The sequence below is a fragment of the Inquilinus limosus genome, assembly GCF_002195995.1.
Classification (GTDB): domain Bacteria; phylum Pseudomonadota; class Alphaproteobacteria; order DSM-16000; family Inquilinaceae; genus Inquilinus; species Inquilinus limosus_C.
Genome location: NZ_NHON01000007.1, coordinates 12,887 through 29,484, shown reverse-complemented (window position 1 = coordinate 29,484; position 16,598 = coordinate 12,887). Strand labels below are relative to the sequence as shown.

The window sequence follows — 16,598 nt, the reverse complement described above, 5'->3', positions numbered from 1 at the left end:
CTTGGTTCAGCGTCGACGGGCGGCGGTGAGCGCGTTCGAGGCGATGATCGACAGGATCAGCAGCAGGCCCAGCACGGTCAGCTGCGCCTCGATCGCGATGTTGGCCACGGTCATGCCGGTCTGGATGATCACCAAGAGCCACAGCGCCAGGAAGGTGCCGGCGATGGTGCCGCGGCCGCCGAAGATCGAGGTGCCGCCCAGCATCACGATCAGCACCATCTGCAGCTCGCCGCCGGCCGCCAGGTCGTAGCGGACCGAGCCGAGGCGCGAGGCCATCATCTGCCCGGCCAGGGCCGAGACCACGCCGGAGGCGACGAACAGCAGGGTCTTCAGCCGGTCGACCCGGATGCCGGCATGGCGCGCCGCGGTCTCGCTGGTGCCGGTCTGGTAGATCTGCCGGCCGAACACGGTGCGGCCCAGCAGCAGGCCCAGCAGCAGGGCCAGCACGACGAAGATGATCACCGGCACCGGCACGATGCCGATCTCGACGAAGTCGATGCCGACGAACCAGTCCGGGAAGCCGCCGATCGACCGGTCGCCGGCGAAGATCTGGGCGATGCCGCGATACAGCGTCATGGTGCCGATGGTGACGATGATCGACGGCAGGCGCAGCCAGGTGACCAGCAGCGCGTTGAACCCGCCCATCGCCGCCCCGGCCAGGACGCCCAGCGCCATGGCGGCGGGCATCGGCAGCCCGGCCTTGGCCGCCAGCGCGAACAGGCAGGTGGACAGCGCCATCATCGCCGCCACCGACAGGTCGATCTCGCCCGAGATCACGATCATGGTCAGGACCAGGGCGACGATGCCGAACTCGATCGAATAGGTCGCGCTTTCCAGCACGAAGCCGAGATCGGCGAAGAACGGCGACAGCTGGGTGCCGGCGATGGCGGCCGCGACCAGCAGCAGGAAGGTCATCGTCTCCGGCCGCAGCAGCGCGCGGCGCCAGGAGAAGGCGGGTCGTTCCATCGGCAGCACCGTCATGCCGGCCCCCGGCGCCAGAGATGGGCGAGGCCGCCTTCGCGGACCGAGCGGTCGATCACCAGCGCCAGGATGATGATGGCGCCGTAGATCGCGTTCTGCCAGAAGCCGGAGATGCCGAGGATCGGCAGCGCCACGGTGACCGAGCCGAGCAGCAGCACGCCGAGCGCGGTGCCGGCGACGCTGCCGGTGCCGCCATTGATGCTGACCCCGCCGATGACCACGGCGGCGATCACCGTCAGCTCGAAGCCGACGCCGGTGATGCCAGGGTTCACATAGCCGAAGCGGGAGGCGTAGAGCAGGCCGGCGAGGCCGGCGCAGGCGCCGGACAGGGCGAAGACGGCGAGCGTGACCGGCACCACCCGGATGCCGCGCAGCCGCGCCGCCGGCGGGTTCGAGCCGATGGCGTAGATCTCGCGGCCGAAGCGGAGGTGGCGCAGCGCCAGATGGGTGGCGATGGCGACCGCGAAGGCGATCAGCACGATCCAGGGGATGCCGACCGGCGAGGTCTGGGCCATGCGGATCAGGGCCGGCGGGATGTGGTTGGGGTCGACCTGCCGCCCGCCGGACAGGATGAAGACCAGCCCGCGGAACAGGCTCATCGTGCCCAGCGTGACGATGATCGACGGCAGGCCGAACAGGGTGACGACCAGGCCGTTGACTAGGCCGAGGCCGGCGCCGATCGCCATCGCCAGCAGGAAGCCGAGCCAGATCGGGAAGTCGGGGACGTCGCGGAAGATCATGCCGACGCCGATGGCGGCGAAGCCGAGCACCGAACCGATCGACAGGTCGACATGGCGGGCCAGGATCACCATCATCTGCCCCATCGCCGCGACCAGGATCAGCGGGATGGCCAGCAGCACGATGCGGAAGGTCTCCCAGGTCAGGAAGCGCGGCTCGATGGCGCCGACCACGGCATAGAACAGCACCAGCATCACCACGATGCCGGCCTCCCGCGCCGCGAGCAGGCGGGTCAGGGCGGTCATCGGAGAGCCCCTATTCCGGCTGGAGCGATCGGCTCGAACAGGAGGGGCCTGGGCCACTCCCTCACCCGAAATCGCTGCGCGATTTCGACCTCTCCCCAGGGAGAGGTATGAGGCCGCGCCCTTTTGTTCCCTCTCCTTGGGGAGAGGGAGGGGCCCGTCGCGTTGGCGACGGGAGGGTGAGGGGGAGAGCGGAAGCGCAAAGAGGAGAGCCGCATCACGCCCCCTCCACCCGGCGGCGGGGAACGGCGGCGGCCATGATCGCCTCCTGCGTCGCCTCGGCGCGGCTGAACTCGGCGGTCAGCCGGCCCTCGGACATCACCAGGATGCGGTCGCTCAGCGTCAGCAGCTCCGGCAGCTCGGAGGAGATCAACAGGATCGCCCTTCCGTCCGCCGCCAGCGCGTTGATCATGTCGTGGAACTCCGCCTTCACGCCGATGTCGATGCCGCGCGTCGGCTCGTCCAGGATCAGGATCTGCGGGTCGGTCATCAGCCAGCGCGCCAGGATTGCCTTCTGCTGGTTGCCGCCGGACAGCTCGCCGATCGGTTGGCGCGGCGAGGCCAGGCGGATGCGCAGCCTGTCGATGGCGCCGCGCGCCGCCGCCCGCTCCGCCGCCGGGCTGATCACACCGCGCCGCGCGATCCGGCCCGGCGCCGCGGCGGTGATGTTCTGGTCGACCGGCAGCGACCGGAAGATGCCGGCGGCGGCCCGGTCCTCCGGCACATAGGCGAGGCCGAGGTCGATCGCCCGGGCGGGGTCGGTGATCGCCACCTCCCGCCCCTTCACCCGGATCCGGCCGCGATCGGCCGGGGCGATACCGAACAGCGCCCGGGCCACGTCGGTGCGGCCGGCGCCGACCAGCCCGGCCATGCCCAGCACCTCGCCCCGCCGCAGGGTGAAGCCGATATCGGCGAAGCGGCCGGCGCGGCCCAGCCCCTCGACCTCCAGCGCGATCTCGCCGATCGCCGCCTTCTCCTTGTGCAGGAAGGCCTTGAGCGGCCGGCCGATCATCAGCCGGATGATCTCGGCATCCGGCAGGTCGGCGGCCGCGGCGGTCGCCACCCGCTCGCCGTCGCGGAAGATGGTGACCCGGTCGCACAGCGCCCGCACCTCCTCCAGCCGGTGGCTGATGAAGACGACGGCGCGGCCCTCGGCGCGCAGCCGGCGGACGATGGCGAACAGGGCCTCGACCTCGCGCGGGGTCAAGGGCGCCGTCGGCTCGTCCATCAGGATCAGCCGGCTGTCGGCGGCCAGCGCCCGGGCGATCTCGACCATCTGCTGGTCGGCGATCGACAGGCCGCCGGTCGGCCGGGTGACGTCGATGGCGACGCCGAGATCGTCCATCAGCCGCCGGGCCTCGGCCGCCATGCCGCGCCAGCGCACCCGGGTGAAGGCCCCCCCTTCCCCGCCGCCGATGAACAGGTTCTCCGCCACCGACAGATCCGGGAAGGAGATCGGCTCTTGATGGATCAGGGTGATGCCCAGGCGCTGCGCCTCGAGCGGCGAGCCGATCTCCACATGCCGCCCCTGCAGCAGCAGGCGCCCGGCGCTGGGCCTGTGCACCCCGGCCAGGATGCGGGCGAAGGTCGATTTGCCGGCACCGTTCTCGCCCAGCAACGCATGGATCTCGCCGCCGGCCAAAGCGAGGTCGATGCCGCGCAGCACCTCAACCCCGGCGAAGGATTTCGAGATGCCCTCGGCGGCGATCACCGCCGCTCCTGCAGGCCGTTCGGACGAGGCGACAGCGCTCACATCCCTCCCCTCGGCGCTCTCACCGCGGGTCCGACCGCGCCGGCGCCTATTTGTCTGACCGTTGCGCCATGTTTGGATGAATCCGTGTGAACGTCAACATCCGTCGGATAGCCCTGGAGAACGCTTATTTTACCAAGATTGGGAATTGCCGTGGATGGGTGTTGTTAAAACGTTTCCACAAGCAGCAACCGCCCGGCGCGCATGCCAGCCCTTCCGGCTTTCACCACCCGTTTTCCGCCGGCTAGCGTATGCCTGACATACGGGGTGGGCCTGGCAGCCTTCGCCCCGGAGGGGACGGAACGACCATGCGATTCTGGCGGCGCGGCGACGAGACTGTCCCGATGGCCCCTGCAAACGTGCCCGCCGCACCGCCGGCCGCTGCGTCATCCCCGCCCACCACCTCCGCGATCGAGACGCCGCTGCTCGGCGTGCTGTGCTCGCTCCTCGCCAATCTGATGTTCGCGTCCAGCGACGCGCTGGTGAAGGGGTTGACCGCCACCTATTCGATCTTCCAGATCATCCCGATGCAGGTCGCCTTCGCCTGCATCCCGATCCTGATCATGCTGCGCCGCGACGGCGGGCTCGGCCGGATGCGGGCGGCGCATCCGCGGCTGATCATGCTGCGCGGCCTGCTGGCCGGGATCGGCACGATCTTCGGCTTCTACGCCTTCTCCGCCCTGCCGCTGGCCGAGGTCTACGCCATCGCCTTCTGCACCCCGATGGTGGTGACCATCCTGTCGATCCCGATCCTGGGCGAGCAGGTGCGGGCCCATCGCTGGGCCGCGGTGGTGGTCGGGTTCCTGGGCATCCTCGTCATGGTCCGGCCGGGCTTCGAGACGCTGACGCTGGGCCATCTCTCGGCCCTCGGCTCGGTCTTCACCGGCGCCGGGGTGGTGCTGATCATGCGCAAGATCAGCCGCGACGAGCAGCGGGCGGTGATGGTGACGGCGGTGATGCTGGGCCTGCTGGTGACCAGCCTGCCGATCGCGCTGTTCGTGTTCCAGCTGCCGAGCTGGTTCGACGTGCTGCGCGTCGGCGCCGCCGGCCTGCTGATGGGATCGGCGCAGTTCCTGGTGGTGCGGGCGCTGTCGCTGGCGCCGGCCAGCACCATCGCGCCGATGCAGTACACCATGATCGTCTGGGCGCTGGCCTATGGCAGCCTGTTCTTCGGCAACCGGATCGACCCTTTCATCGTGACCGGGGCCTGCATCGTCATCGCCTCCAGCCTCTACATCATGCACCGCGAGCGCATCCGCGGCCGTACCCTGCGGGCGCATGTGAAGTAATACTGACGGCCTTTAAGGCAGCCCTTTCCGGTCATTCCCGTCATGGTGAGCCCCGAAGGGGCGTGGCCATCCAGGGCCGCTCGCACTGGCCTCTGGATGGCCGCGTCGCTGCGCTCCTCGCCATGACGAGACAATGGTTGGACGCCAGATAAGGGGCGGGAATGAAAAAGCCCGGCCGGGGCGGACCCGGCCGGGCGGAGTCAGGCGAACGGCGGCCGGGGCTCGCAACCGCCCCGGCCGCGCCATCCCCGCGGCGCGGGGATCGGGGGCGGCTCAGAAGGTGCCGGGCCGCGGATCGTAGGTCGGGTGGCCGGTGTCGCGGTCGGCGCCCTCCAGCGCCTGCAGGATCCGGATGATGCGCTCGTCGCGCCAGCGCTCGATCTTCTTGATTGGCCAGCCGCCCGCCTGCTCCTGCGTGCCCTCGACCATGCGGTCGATCAGCGTGTCGGTCAGCTTCGGCGCCACCAGCTTGGTCCAGGGCAGCTCCAGCGCCGGGCCGAACTGCTCCAGCATATGCCGCATGCCGCCCTCGCCGCCGGCGAGGTGATAGGTCAGGTTGGTGCCCATGAAGGCCCAGCGGATGCCCGCGCCGAAGCAGATCGCCTCGTCGATCTCCCTGGTCGTGGCGATGCCGTCGGCCACCAGGTGCAGCGCCTCGCGCCACAGCGCCTCCAGGAGGCGGTCGGCGATATAGCCGTCGATCTCGTTGCGGACATGCAGCGGCTTCATGCCCAGCGAGGCGTAGAAGGCCGAGGCCGTCTTGATGGTCTCCGGCGCCGTCTGCCTGCCGCCCACCACCTCGACCAGCGGCAGCAGATAGACCGGGTTGAAGGGATGGCCGATGACAATCCGTTCCGGATGCCGCGCGCCCTCCTGGATCTCGCTCGGCAGCAGGCCCGAGGAGGAGGAGCCGAGGATCACGTCCGCCGGTGCGGCTTCCGCCATGGCATGATGCAGCTTGCGCTTCAGCTCGATCCGCTCCGGCGCGCTCTCCTGCACGAAATCGGCCGCGGCCGCGACCGCCTCGGCCGAACCGACGACGCGCAGCCGCTCCGGGCTCGCGCCCGCGGCCAGCCCGATGCGGGTCAGGGCCGGCCAGGCATTGGCGACCGCGTCGCGCAGCGCCTTCTCCCCATTCGGCGAGGGGTCCCAGGCGACCACATCCAAGCCGCGGGCCAGGGCGCGGGCGGCCCAGCCGCTGCCGATGACGCCGCCGCCGACGATGCCGAGAGTGCGGATCTCACGCGGCATGGGCCTGCCCCTTCGCCTTGAGGCCGAGATGGCTGCGCGCCTCGGCCGGCGTCATCACCTTCGACCCCATCGCCTCGATGATGGTCCGCGCCCGCTCGACCAGGCTGCCGTTAGAGGCGTAGACGCCCTTGTCGAGATAGAGGTTGTCCTCGAGCCCGACCCGGACATGGCCGCCCAGCAGCACCGCCTGGGCGACGAAGGGCAGCTGCAGCCGGCCGATGGCGAAGCCGGCCCAGACCGCGCCGTCCGGCAGCATGTCGCGCATCGCCAGCATCATCCGCGGGTCGGGCGGCGTGCCCCAGGGGATGCCGAGGCACAGCTGGAACAAGGGCGGCGCGTCGAGCAGCCCCTCCTCCACCATCCGCCGGGCGAACCACAGATTGCCGGTGTCGAAGATCTCCAGCTCCGGCTTCACGCCGAGCTCCTGGATCCGCTTCGCCTGCTTGCGCAGGATGTCGGGGGTGGAGACATAGACCAGCGAGCCGTCGCCGAAGTTCAGCGAGCCGCAATCGAGGGTGCAGATCTCCGGCAGCAGCTGCTCGACATGCGGCAGCCGGTCGATGCCGCCGACCAGGTCGGTGTCGGCGCCGAATGCCGTCGGATTGTCCTGCGGCCCGATCACCAGGTCGCCGCCCATGCCGGCGGTCAGGTTGATGACGATGTCGACCCCCGAGGAGCGGATGCGGTCCACCACCTCACGATACAGCGCCGGGTCGCGGCTGGGCTTGCCGGTCTCGGGGTTGCGGACATGGATATGGGCCACGGTGGCGCCGGCCTTCGCCGCCTCCAGCGCCGCGTCGGCGATCTGCTGCGGCGTCACCGGGATCGCCGGGTGCTTGCCCACCGTGTCGCCGGCGCCGGTGACGGCGCAGGTCACGATCACGCGCCGGTTGATGTCTGTCTGCAGGGCCATTTGCCGGCCACCTCCCCGTGTCGCCGGCGAACCGGCACCCGAGGGTCAGGCTACGCCCGGGCTACCGGCGGAACCTTGATCGGGAGCGACAGCAGCTTGACGCTTTCCGCTAGGCGGCGGAGGCCCTTCTGTCACGGCTGGGCGGCACACCAAATTCGCGGCGGTAGCAGCGGCAGAAATGCTCGTAGCTGCCGAAGCCGCAAGCCACCGCGACCTCCAGCAGCGGGTCGTCGGAATACTGCACCATCGACCGCGCCCGCTGCAGCCGCAGCGACTGGTAGAAGCCCTGCGGCCCCTTGCCGAGATGATGGGCGAACAGCCGCTCGACCTGGCGCGGCGACATGTCGACGGTGCGGGCCAGGGCGGTGACCGCGATCGGGCTGGCGACGTTGCGCTCCATGATCTCGACCATCCGGGCCAGGCGGCTGTCGCGGATGTCGAGCTGCCGCGGCACCGACAGGCGCTGGCGGTCCTCGGCGTGGCGCAGGGTGTTGTAGATGAACTGCTCCGACACCGCCGCCGCCAGCGGCGCGCCATGGTCCATGCGGATGATCTGCAGCATCAGGTCCAAGGCCGCGGTGCCGCCGGCGCAGGTCAGGCGGCGGCGGTCGGTCTCGAACAGGCAGGCGCGCGCCTCGACCCGCGGGAACTGCTCGGCGAAGCCGTCCAGCGCCTCCCAATGCGCGGTGGCGCGATAGCCGTCGAGCAGCCCGGCGGAGGCGAGGGCGAAGCCGCCGGTGTCGACGCCGCCCAGCACGGCGCCGGCGCGGTCGAGCCGGCGGAACCAGCGGGTCAGCGCCGGGGTGACCGCGGCCAGCGGCTCGAAGGCGGCGCAGACGATCAGCATCGGCAGGTCGTCCTGGCTGCCGGCCACCGCGTCGGCCGGCAGCGGCAGGCCGTTCGAGGCCGGCACCGGCAGGCCGTCGGCGGAGAAGATGGTCCAGCGATAGACCTGGCGCCGCAACAGCCGGTTGGCGACGCGCAGCGGCTCGATCGCCGAGGCGAAGGCCATCATCGAGAACTGCGGCAGCAGCAGGAAGCCGATGCGGCGGGGGGCGTCGGTCATGGCGGGCCCGATCGAGGAACGTCGCCTTTCATCAAGCCGGCGGGGATGGACGTCAAGTCCGTCCGCAGCGCCGCCACCGCCGCGACATCGTCCGGCCATCTTCCGGGCGCCCACTGTGCCCTCAGCCGGTGCGAGGTGCGGAACGGTCATGACATTGCCTGCGGATCACAAGGTCCCGTCGCGATGGGATGCGCTGGTCTTCGGCAGCAAGGCCGCCTTGCTCCGCGGCGGCCGGGCGCTGCGCGAGATCGCCCGCCGGCCGGCCCGCCACGCGCGGGCCGCGGCGCTGCGCGGCGCCGCCGTGGTGGCCGAGATCCGCTCACCGCTGTGGTCCGGGCCGGCCGGGGCGGCCGAGCATGACCTGACCGCCGGCAAGATCCACAATCTGCGCCTGGCCGTGCGCGCCCTGGACGGCATCGAGGTGCCGGCCGGCGCGGTGTTCAGCTTCTGGCGCCAGATCGGCCGCGCCTCACGCCGGCGCGGCTTCGTCGCCGGGCGCGAGCTGCGCGAGGGCTGCCTGGTCGCCAGCACCGGCGGGGGCCTGTGCCAGCTGTCGAACGGGCTGTACGAGGCGGCGCTGGCGGCCGGCTTCGAGATCGTCGAGCGCCACGCCCACAGCCGGCTGGTGCCGGGGTCACGCGCCGCGGCCGGACGTGACGCCACCGTGTTCTGGAACTATGTCGACCTGCGCTTCCGCAGCCGCGCCGCCTTCCGCATCGAGGCGCGGCTGAGCGGGGCGGAGCTGGAGATCCGATTCCGCAGCGCCGCGGCCCCGGCCTCCGGTGTCGTGGTCCGTTTCCCGGCCCCGCGCGAGGCCGCCCATGACTGCGTCGGCTGTGTCCGGGAGGATTGCAGCCATCACATGCCGAAAGGCCCCGAGATGACGCGACGGCCGACCGCCTGGCTGGTCGATGCCTGCTGGCCGGAATTCGCGGCGCTGGCGCGCGGCCAGGCCGGGCCGGAGGATCGGTTGTTCCTGCCGATGCGCTGGCCCGCCCGGGCCCGCTATGCCTGGCCGGAGCTGCCGGGCGGCGAGAGCCGCGCCCTGATGGTCGCGCTGGCCCGGTCCCGGGCGCTGCGCCGCCTGCCGGCGGTGGGCGGCGCCCTGCCCCGGGCGATGCTGGAGTTCGACCGGCGGCTGGCCGAGGCCTATGCCCGCCGCCTGTCCCACCGCCACACCCATCTGGTGGTCAGCCAGGGGCTGTTGCCCCATCTCTGGCGCCTGGGCTGCCTGCAGGGCCGCAGCTTCGACGTGCTGATGGAGCGCTGGCCGCTGGCGGCGCTGCAGGCCCGGCTGGACCGGGCCCTGGCCCGCCGCCCCGAGAGCCCCACCCTGGGCGACTTCCGGGCGCCGGACGACATCGTCGCGGCGGAGACCGGGGCGCTGGCCGAAGCATCGCGCCTCTACACCCCGCATGCCGGCATCGCCGCCCGCTTCGCCGACCGGGCGGTGCATCTCGACTGGACGCTGCCGGAGACCGGTACGGCGCCACAGCCCGAGATCGGCGGCCGCACCATCCTGTTCCCGGCCTCGCCGCTGGGCCGCAAGGGCGCCTATGCGCTGCGCGACGCGGTCGAGGGGCTGGACATCGACCTGGCCGTGACCGGCCGGGCGCGCGAGCACGACAAGCCGTTCTGGCGCAACGTCTCGGCACGGACGGTGCCCGGCGGCGCCTGGCCGTCCCCGCTGGCGGCCGTGGTGCTGCCGGCGGTCGTCGAGCACCAGCCGCGGGCGCTGCTGCGCGCCCTGGCGCTGGGCATCCCGGTGATCGCCACCGCCGCCTGCGGCCTCGACACCGATCCAGGCGTCACCCTGGTGCCGGAAGACGATCCGGCGGCGCTGCGCGAAGCCCTGCTGCAGGCCCTGGGCGACGCCCCGCGACGGCGTCAGGCTTCCGCCAGGAACTCCGCATAGGTTTCGGCGATCGCCGCCACCGCCGCATCGTAGAACTGCTTGCCGTGCTCCGGCGTCGCCAGGCCGGGGTTGGAGCCGATGCGGCCGTCCGGGAAGCGGCGGCGATAGTCGTCGGCGTCGTAGAACCGGCCCGAGGGCGCGATCGGCGGGTCCAGCTCGGCCGTCTTGATGTGGTCGGGAAACAGATACTGGGTGACCGCCACCTCGCTGGCGGTGGCGTGGCTGCCCTCGGCCACGCCGTACAGCTCCTTCGACAGGCGCTGCACGCCGGGATTGTCCCACCAGTTGACCAGGCGGCAGCGGATCGACGGCCGGCCGAGCGCCCGCCGCTCGGAATAGATCTCGTAGAAGGCGGCCTGGATGGTGGCGATGTTGCCGCCATGGCCGTTGACGAACAGGAAGCGGTCGAAGCCATGCTCGGCCAGGGCCATCACATAGTCGCGGATCACCAGCACCAGGGTCGACGGCTTCAGCGTCATGCTGCCGGGGAAGGTCATGTGGTGATGTGCCATGCCGACGCCGATGGTCGGGCCGACCACCGCGCCGGTCTTGTCGCCGACGCCGCGGCCGATGCCCTCGGCGCACAGCGCGTCGGTGCCGATCAGCCCGTTCGGGCCGTGCTGCTCGGTCGAGCCGATCGGCATGATCGCGCCGTGCGAGGTCTTGAGATAGGCCTCGATCTCCGGCCAGGAGCTGAGCTGTAGCTGCATGGATCCTCCCTTTCCTGGGTTCGCCTTGTCCAATCCGGCAACGGCCCAGGAGTTCCGTCAAATGTGGCCGCCTCGGCCCTCTCCACTGTCAAGCCCTGCAATGACAGGAGAGGGAAAGGCCCGTCCTAACCTAAATCCCCAGCGCGCAGCCGTCCTTGCGGGGGTCGGAGCCGGCGACCAGAACGCCGCGCTCATGGTCGATCAGGATCGCCTGGCCGCCGCCCAGCGGCTCGTCCCGGATCGCGACCGTGTGGCCGCGGCCGGCAAGCTCCGCCGCCACCGCCTCGCCGACCCGCGGTTCGAGCTGCAGCTCGCCGTCGAAGGCGAAGCTGCGCGGCAGGTCCAACGCCGCCTGCGGGTCGAGGCCGCGGTCGATGATCGAGGAGACGAACTGCGCCTGGCCGGCGGCCTGGTAGTGCCCGCCCATCACCCCGAAGACGCCGGCGGTGCGGCCGTCGCGGCGCAGCAGGCCGGGGATGATGGTGTGCATCGGCCGCTTGCCCGGCCCGATCGCGTTCGGGTGCCCCGGCTCGACCCGGAAGGAGCTGCCGCGGCTGTGCAGCAGCACGCCGGTCTCGGGATCCAGCAGGCCGGCGCCGAAGCTGTCGAAGATCGAATTGATGAAGGAGACGGCGTTGCCGTCGCGGTCGACGACGCAGAGATAGACGGTGTCGCGGTGCTCCGGCTCGGTCCACAGCGCCGGGCGGCCGGCGCGCTTCGGGTCGACGCGCCGGCGCAGCGCGCCCAGCACCTCCTCCGACAGCAGCGTCCGCGGATCGTGCGGCAGATGGTCGGGGTCGCAGATCAGCGCGTCGCGGTGGTGATAGGCGATCTTGGTCGCCTCGGCATGGAGATGGATGCGGTCGGCCTCCGGCATCTCCGCCGCCATGTCCTGGCCGGAGAGCAGGCCGAGGATCATCAGCGCCGCCAGCCCCTGGCCGTTCGGCGGGCACTCCACCACCTCGGTGCCGCGGTAGTCGAGCCGGATCGGGTCGACCCAGTTGGCGACCTCGCGGCCGGCGGCGAAATCCTCCAGCGTGTGCAGGCCGCCCTGGGCCCGCAGGAAGCGGACCAGAGACTCCGCCACCGCGCCCTCGTAGAAAGCCGCGGCGCCGCGGGCGGCGATGTCGCGCAGCCGGGCGCCGAGCAGCAGCTGGACGTGCCGGTCGCCGACCGCCGGAATCCGGCCGCCGGGCAGGAAGACGGCGCGGCAGCCGGCATCGCCGGCCAGGAAGCCGGCCTCCTCGGCCCAATCCCAGGCGACGCGCGGCGCCACCGGATAGCCCTCCTCGGCATAGAGGATCGCGCGGGCGAACAGCCGGTCGAGCGGCAGCGACCCGTGCTCGGCATGCAGGCGGCACCAGGCCGAGATCGCGCCCGGCACGGTCACCGCATGCGGGCTGCGCTGCGGGATGGCGGCGAGCCCCTGGGCCGCCAGCGCCTCGGCCGAGGCGGCGCGCGGCGCACGGCCGCTGCCGTTCAGCGCCAGCGCGTCCTGCCCGGCCGGGGCGTAGAGCACGAAGCAGTCGCCGCCGATGCCGGTCATGTGGGCTTCGACCACGCATTGCACCGCGACCGCGGCCAGCGCCGCGTCGACCGCGTTGCCGCCGTCCATCAGCACCTCGAGCCCCGCGGCCGAGGCCAGCGGGTGGGAGGTGGCGATCGCCGCCTCGCCCGCGATCAGCGCCGAGCGCCCCGGCCGGCCGAAATCCCGCTGCATCTGCTGCATCCTTCCGCGTTCGAACCCCTGGTTGATATCGGCGGCGAGGCCTATTGGCAACCATGCCCCGCCGCCTCCAGACCCCGATCGGCCGGCATCACAGCGCCCCAATCGAAACATACATGCATGATCGTATTCTTACGACACTCGCTAGACATACATTCTTGAATGTTAAAATAATTCTGTAACTATACCGAAACCGATTTGAATTCACCGCAGATCCGAAATGCTTTGACTGAATCTCTATTGCTTTTGTCCTACCTGCCCCATAAGTTCTGCGCGCTTTGGCCGGGGGACGGTCGAGGCCGTGACGAAACGCGACCCAATCCGTCAACGGGGGACGAGCAATGCGGAAGGTTTTGATGCTCGGGGTGTGCCTTGCGGCCGCCGCGGCAGGGATCAACACGGCCCAGGCGGCGGACGCACCCGTCACCTCGGGTCTGTCGCTGAAGATCAATGGCTGGCTCGGCTTCATGGCCGGCCTGTCGATCAGCGACACCAATGACAGCAGCTTCGACCGCGACTACGACTTCCTGTCCAATGCGCGGCTGCAGTTCGACATCAAGAACGTCACCGATTCCGGCCTGGAATACGGCGCCCGCATCCGCATGAACAATGTGGACCGGAAGAACAACGTCACCGTCGACCGCACCTATCTGTACGTCAAGGGCAGCTTCGGCACGGTGACCTTCGGCGACGCGCCCTACGCGATCGGCGACTTCGGTTACGTCTATGCCCATGACACGCTGAACGGCAAGCTGGGCCTCGGCGCCGGCTGGGGCGACGGCCTGGACGGCAAGTTCAACCTGTTCGCCGGTTCCGACACCTTCTACGCCATCGACCCGACCTACGGCATCGGCGGCCTGAACGGCAAGGACACCAAGATCAAGTACACCTCGCCGTCCTTCTCCGGCGTGTCCTTCGGCATCGACTTCACCCCGGTCGCGGGTGGCAACGGCCATGCCGGCAATGGCGGCCGCAACGACCTGTTCAATGACGGCAGCACCCGGTACGAGAACATCGTCACCGGCGGCCTGCAGTACACCAACACCTTCGACGGGACGACCGTCACGGCCCGGGCCTCGGCCGGCACCGGTAACGGCGTCTCGGGCAACCAGGACTACGAGGCCTACAGCCTCGGCGGCCAGATCGTGCATTCGAGCGGCTTCGCCGGCAGCGTGAACTGGGTGCACTTCGCCAGCACCTACCGCTCCGACAAGGCGATCGACTCGATCACCGGCGACCTGTCCTACTATGGCGGCCCGTTCGTGGTCTCGATCGGCTATGCCTACACCACCGCCGAGAAGAACAACGGCCTGAACTCGCAGTTCACCAGCGGGTCCGACCTGAAGGCCAACCACAGCGTCATCGGTTCGTTCCTCTACAACCTGGCGCCGGGCCTGAACACCTTCACCGAGCTGTCCTACGAGCGGAATGAGTTCCGCGCCGGCAAGGACTATGAGTCGACCAACCTGACCACGGGCCTCGCCATCAGCTTCTGATCGGCAGCCAACCGTGTGACATCCAGCAGACTTGAAGGGCGGCGCCAGGGGCCGCCCTTCCTCTTGCCGGCCCCGGCGTGAAGCGCGGCCTTCCCCTCGCCCGCCATTCCCGGTCCCGGACGGCCTGCTGGGCCTGACTGGCCACCCGCCAGCCCGCCGATGCGCCGCCATCGGCCGGGCCGAACGCTCGTGACTATTTTATGAAATTTGCCGGCAATCCGGCTTTTTGTCGCGGCCGGTGATTGATTTTAAAATTTGCCGCTCTGTATAAGCCTCGCCGTTACAGGAAGGGTCGGCGCCGCGACTGCGGGGACGCACGCCCGATACGCGAGGGGAAGTAAAATGCGGAAGTTTCTGTTGCTCGGGGTGTGCCTCTCGGCCGCCACGGGAGGGACGAGTATTGCCCAGGCGGCGGACCAGAACGTCACCTCGGGCCTGTCGCTCAAACTCAGCGGCTGGATCGGCTTCATGGCCGGCCTGTCGATCAGCGACACCAAGGACAACACCTTCGACCGCGACTACGATTTCGTTTCCAACGCGCGGCTGCAGTTCGACATCAAGAATGTCACCGATTCCGGCCTGGAATACGGCGCCCGCATCCGCATGAACAATGTGGACCGGAAGAACAACGTCACCGTCGACCGCACCTACCTGTACGTCAAGGGCGACTTCGGCACCCTGACCTTCGGCGACGCGCCCTATGTCGCGGCCGATATCGGCTACGTCTATGCCCATGACGTGTTCAACAGCAAGCTGGGCCTCGGCGCCAGCTGGGGCGACGGCCTGGACGGCAAGTTCAACCTGTTCGCCGGCTCCGACACCCTGTACGCGGTCGACCCGACCTACGGCATCGGCGGCCTGAACGGCAAGGACACCAAGATCAAGTACTCCTCGCCGTCCTTCTCCGGCTTCTCCTTCGCGGTCGACTTCACCCCGGTCGCCGGCGGCAACAGCCATGCCGGCAACGGCGGCCGCAACGACCTGATCGACGACAGCAACACCCGCTACGAGAACGTCGTCACCGCCGGCATCAACTACGCCAACACGTTCGATGGCACCTCGGTGCGCGTCGCCGGTTCGGCCAGCAACGGCAACGGCGTCCAGGGCAACCACGACTTCGAGGCCTACAGCCTCGGCGGCCAGCTGATCCACTCCAGCGGCTTCGGCGGCAGCGTGAACTGGGTGCACTATTCCAGCACCTATCGCGCCGACAAGGCGATCGACTCGATCACCGGCGACCTGTCCTACGGCAGCGGCCCGTTCGTGGTCTCGGTCGGCTATGCCTACACCACCGCGGAGAAGGGCAACAACGTCAACTCGTCCTTCACCAACGGCAAGGACCTGAAGACCAACCACAGCGTCATCGGCTCGTTCCTCTACAACCTGGCGCCGGGCCTGAACACCTTCACCGAACTGTCCTACGAGAAGAACGAGTTCCGCAGCGGCCAGGACTATGAATCGACCAACCTGACCACCGGCATGGTGATCTCCTTCTGATCGAAGGCTGACCTCCTGACGCACCGAGCGAGGAAAGGGCGGCGCCAGGGGCCGCCCTTTCTGCTTTTGCCGGCCCGAGCGGCACCGAGCCCGCACCGGAGGCGTTGCCTCAGGGGAGGAGCGCAATGGCCGGCAAGCCGGGACAGGTGCGGATCGGGATCTCGGGCTGGACCTACCGGCCCTGGCGCGGCGTGTTCTATCCCAAGGGCCTGCCGCAGAAGCGCGAGCTGGCCTTCGCCGCCGGGACCTTCCCGACCATCGAGATCAACGGCACCTTCTACGGCAGCCAGCGGCCGGAGAGCTATGCCCGCTGGGCCGAGGAGACGCCGGACGGCTTCGTCTTCGCGGTCAAGGGGCCGCGCTTCATCACCCACACGAGACGGCTGCGCGAGATCGAGACGCCGCTGGCCAACTTCCTCGCCTCCGGGCCCTTGCGCCTCGGGCCGAAGCTGGGGCCGATCCTGTGGCAGTTCTCGCCCGGCTTCCGCTTCGACCCGGAGCGGATCGAGGCCTTCCTCGACCTGCTGCCGAAGGACACCGAGGCCGCGGCCGCAATGGCCCGCCGGCATGATGAGCGCTTCGCCGGCCGGGCCTGGACGAAGACCGACCGCAAGCGGCCGCTTCGGCACGCCATGGAGATCCGCCACGACAGCTTCCTCGACCCCGCCTTCATCCGGCTGCTGCGCCGCCATGGCGTGGCGCTGGTCTGCGCCGACACGGTGGACTGGCCGCGGCGCATGGACCTGACCGCCGACTTCGTCTACTGCCGCCTGCACGGGTCGGAGCAGTTGTATGTCAGCGGCTATGGCGACAAGGCGCTGGACAGCTGGGCCACCCGCGTCGCCGCCTGGGCCGCCGGGCACGAGCCGAAGGATGCCGAACGGGTGGTCGACAAGCCCGGGCCGAAGCGGGCCAGGCGCGGCGTCTATGTCTATTTCGACAATGACGCCAAGGTGCGCGCGCCGGCCGATGCGAAGGGGCTGATTCGCCAGGTCGAACGCCGGCTCGGCCGCTGAGTCCCGCC

13 protein-coding genes are annotated in these 16,598 nt (G+C 70.0%); 5 read left to right on the top strand and 8 right to left on the bottom strand.

All coding sequences use genetic code 11. From position 1 onward, the window contains the following. Nucleotides 1-6 precede the first annotated feature (6 nt). The 3 genes from BWR60_RS05550 to BWR60_RS05540 all read right to left on the bottom strand — a co-directional run bounded on the left by BWR60_RS05550 (nucleotide 7) and on the right by BWR60_RS05540 (nucleotide 3,714). On the bottom strand, nucleotides 7-981 hold the full coding sequence (locus BWR60_RS05550) for an ABC transporter permease (RefSeq protein ID WP_088150015.1): 975 nt from the start codon (nucleotides 979-981) through the stop codon (nucleotides 7-9). Beyond that, nucleotides 978-1,964: an ABC transporter permease gene (locus BWR60_RS05545; protein WP_088150014.1), complete on the bottom strand. Its 987-nt coding sequence runs from the start codon at nucleotides 1,962-1,964 to the stop codon at nucleotides 978-980. Before BWR60_RS05545 ends, BWR60_RS05550 begins: the two co-directional genes overlap by 4 nt. A gap of 214 nt (nucleotides 1,965-2,178) precedes the next feature. Next, nucleotides 2,179-3,714, bottom strand: coding sequence for a sugar ABC transporter ATP-binding protein (locus BWR60_RS05540; protein WP_218823356.1), 1,536 nt, complete (start codon nucleotides 3,712-3,714; stop codon nucleotides 2,179-2,181). Nucleotides 3,715-4,055: 341 nt separating this feature from the next. Between BWR60_RS05540 and BWR60_RS05535 the strand changes: the two genes are divergently transcribed. Further along, on the top strand, nucleotides 4,056-5,000 hold the full coding sequence (locus BWR60_RS05535; RefSeq protein ID WP_179221642.1) for a DMT family transporter: 945 nt from the start codon (nucleotides 4,056-4,058) through the stop codon (nucleotides 4,998-5,000). A gap of 273 nt (nucleotides 5,001-5,273) precedes the next feature. Here the strand turns inward: BWR60_RS05535 and BWR60_RS05530 are convergent, their stop codons facing one another. The 3 genes from BWR60_RS05530 to BWR60_RS05520 form a co-directional block, all read right to left on the bottom strand. Continuing rightward, the gene (locus BWR60_RS05530) at nucleotides 5,274-6,251 is read right to left on the bottom strand and encodes an L-carnitine dehydrogenase (protein WP_088150011.1); all 978 of its coding nucleotides are present in this window, start codon (nucleotides 6,249-6,251) and stop codon (nucleotides 5,274-5,276) included. Next, nucleotides 6,241-7,164: a 3-keto-5-aminohexanoate cleavage protein gene (locus tag BWR60_RS05525; protein WP_230982959.1), complete on the bottom strand. Its 924-nt coding sequence runs from the start codon at nucleotides 7,162-7,164 to the stop codon at nucleotides 6,241-6,243. The genes BWR60_RS05530 and BWR60_RS05525 overlap by 11 nt, the downstream gene beginning before the upstream one ends. A 109-nt stretch (nucleotides 7,165-7,273) precedes the next feature. Then, on the bottom strand, nucleotides 7,274-8,230 hold the full coding sequence (locus BWR60_RS05520) for a GlxA family transcriptional regulator (RefSeq protein ID WP_088150010.1): 957 nt from the start codon (nucleotides 8,228-8,230) through the stop codon (nucleotides 7,274-7,276). Between the two features lie 148 nt (nucleotides 8,231-8,378). Between BWR60_RS05520 and BWR60_RS05515 the strand changes: the two genes are divergently transcribed. Next, the gene (locus tag BWR60_RS05515) at nucleotides 8,379-10,145 is read left to right on the top strand and encodes a VanW family protein (RefSeq protein WP_179221641.1); all 1,767 of its coding nucleotides are present in this window, start codon (nucleotides 8,379-8,381) and stop codon (nucleotides 10,143-10,145) included. Here BWR60_RS05515 and BWR60_RS05510 read toward each other — a convergent pair. After that, on the bottom strand, nucleotides 10,118-10,855 hold the full coding sequence (locus BWR60_RS05510; protein ID WP_088150008.1) for a creatininase family protein: 738 nt from the start codon (nucleotides 10,853-10,855) through the stop codon (nucleotides 10,118-10,120). The two genes, BWR60_RS05515 and BWR60_RS05510, sit on opposite strands and share 28 nt — an antisense overlap. 130 nt (nucleotides 10,856-10,985) lie before the next feature. Beyond that, nucleotides 10,986-12,575 carry a gamma-glutamyltransferase family protein gene (locus BWR60_RS05505; protein ID WP_218823355.1) on the bottom strand — a complete coding sequence of 530 codons (1,590 nt, stop codon included), beginning with the start codon at nucleotides 12,573-12,575 and terminating at the stop codon, nucleotides 10,986-10,988. A gap of 362 nt (nucleotides 12,576-12,937) precedes the next feature. On the opposite strand from BWR60_RS05505, the gene BWR60_RS05500 reads away from it, so the two are divergent. The 3 genes from BWR60_RS05500 to BWR60_RS05490 all read left to right on the top strand — a co-directional run bounded on the left by BWR60_RS05500 (nucleotide 12,938) and on the right by BWR60_RS05490 (nucleotide 16,590). Then, nucleotides 12,938-14,077: a porin gene (locus tag BWR60_RS05500; protein WP_179221640.1), complete on the top strand. Its 1,140-nt coding sequence runs from the start codon at nucleotides 12,938-12,940 to the stop codon at nucleotides 14,075-14,077. Nucleotides 14,078-14,419: 342 nt separating this feature from the next. After that, nucleotides 14,420-15,574 (top strand): porin, encoded by a 1,155-nt coding sequence (locus BWR60_RS05495; RefSeq protein WP_088150005.1) that lies wholly within the window; start codon nucleotides 14,420-14,422, stop codon nucleotides 15,572-15,574. A 125-nt stretch (nucleotides 15,575-15,699) separates the two neighbouring features. After that, a complete protein-coding gene (locus BWR60_RS05490; RefSeq protein ID WP_088150004.1) occupies nucleotides 15,700-16,590 on the top strand; it encodes a DUF72 domain-containing protein in 891 nt (296 codons plus the stop codon). Nucleotides 16,591-16,598: the final 8 nt, after the last annotated feature.

Bases quoted from the DNA above. Each gene is read 5' to 3' on its own strand.
- BWR60_RS05550 (WP_088150015.1), bottom strand. From the start codon at position 981: ATGACGGTGCTGCCGATGGAACGACCCGCCTTCTCCTGGCGCCGCGCG.
- BWR60_RS05545 (WP_088150014.1), bottom strand. From the start codon at position 1,964: ATGACCGCCCTGACCCGCCTGCTCGCGGCGCGGGAGGCCGGCATCGTG.
- BWR60_RS05535 (WP_179221642.1), top strand. From the start codon at position 4,056: ATGGCCCCTGCAAACGTGCCCGCCGCACCGCCGGCCGCTGCGTCATCC.
- BWR60_RS05530 (WP_088150011.1), bottom strand. From the start codon at position 6,251: ATGCCGCGTGAGATCCGCACTCTCGGCATCGTCGGCGGCGGCGTCATC.
- BWR60_RS05525 (WP_230982959.1), bottom strand. From the start codon at position 7,164: ATGGCCCTGCAGACAGACATCAACCGGCGCGTGATCGTGACCTGCGCC.
- BWR60_RS05520 (WP_088150010.1), bottom strand. From the start codon at position 8,230: ATGACCGACGCCCCCCGCCGCATCGGCTTCCTGCTGCTGCCGCAGTTC.
- BWR60_RS05515 (WP_179221641.1), top strand. From the start codon at position 8,379: ATGACATTGCCTGCGGATCACAAGGTCCCGTCGCGATGGGATGCGCTG.
- BWR60_RS05510 (WP_088150008.1), bottom strand. From the start codon at position 10,855: ATGCAGCTACAGCTCAGCTCCTGGCCGGAGATCGAGGCCTATCTCAAG.
- BWR60_RS05505 (WP_218823355.1), bottom strand. From the start codon at position 12,575: ATGCAGCGGGATTTCGGCCGGCCGGGGCGCTCGGCGCTGATCGCGGGC.
- BWR60_RS05500 (WP_179221640.1), top strand. From the start codon at position 12,938: ATGCTCGGGGTGTGCCTTGCGGCCGCCGCGGCAGGGATCAACACGGCC.
- BWR60_RS05495 (WP_088150005.1), top strand. From the start codon at position 14,420: ATGCGGAAGTTTCTGTTGCTCGGGGTGTGCCTCTCGGCCGCCACGGGA.
- BWR60_RS05490 (WP_088150004.1), top strand. From the start codon at position 15,700: ATGGCCGGCAAGCCGGGACAGGTGCGGATCGGGATCTCGGGCTGGACC.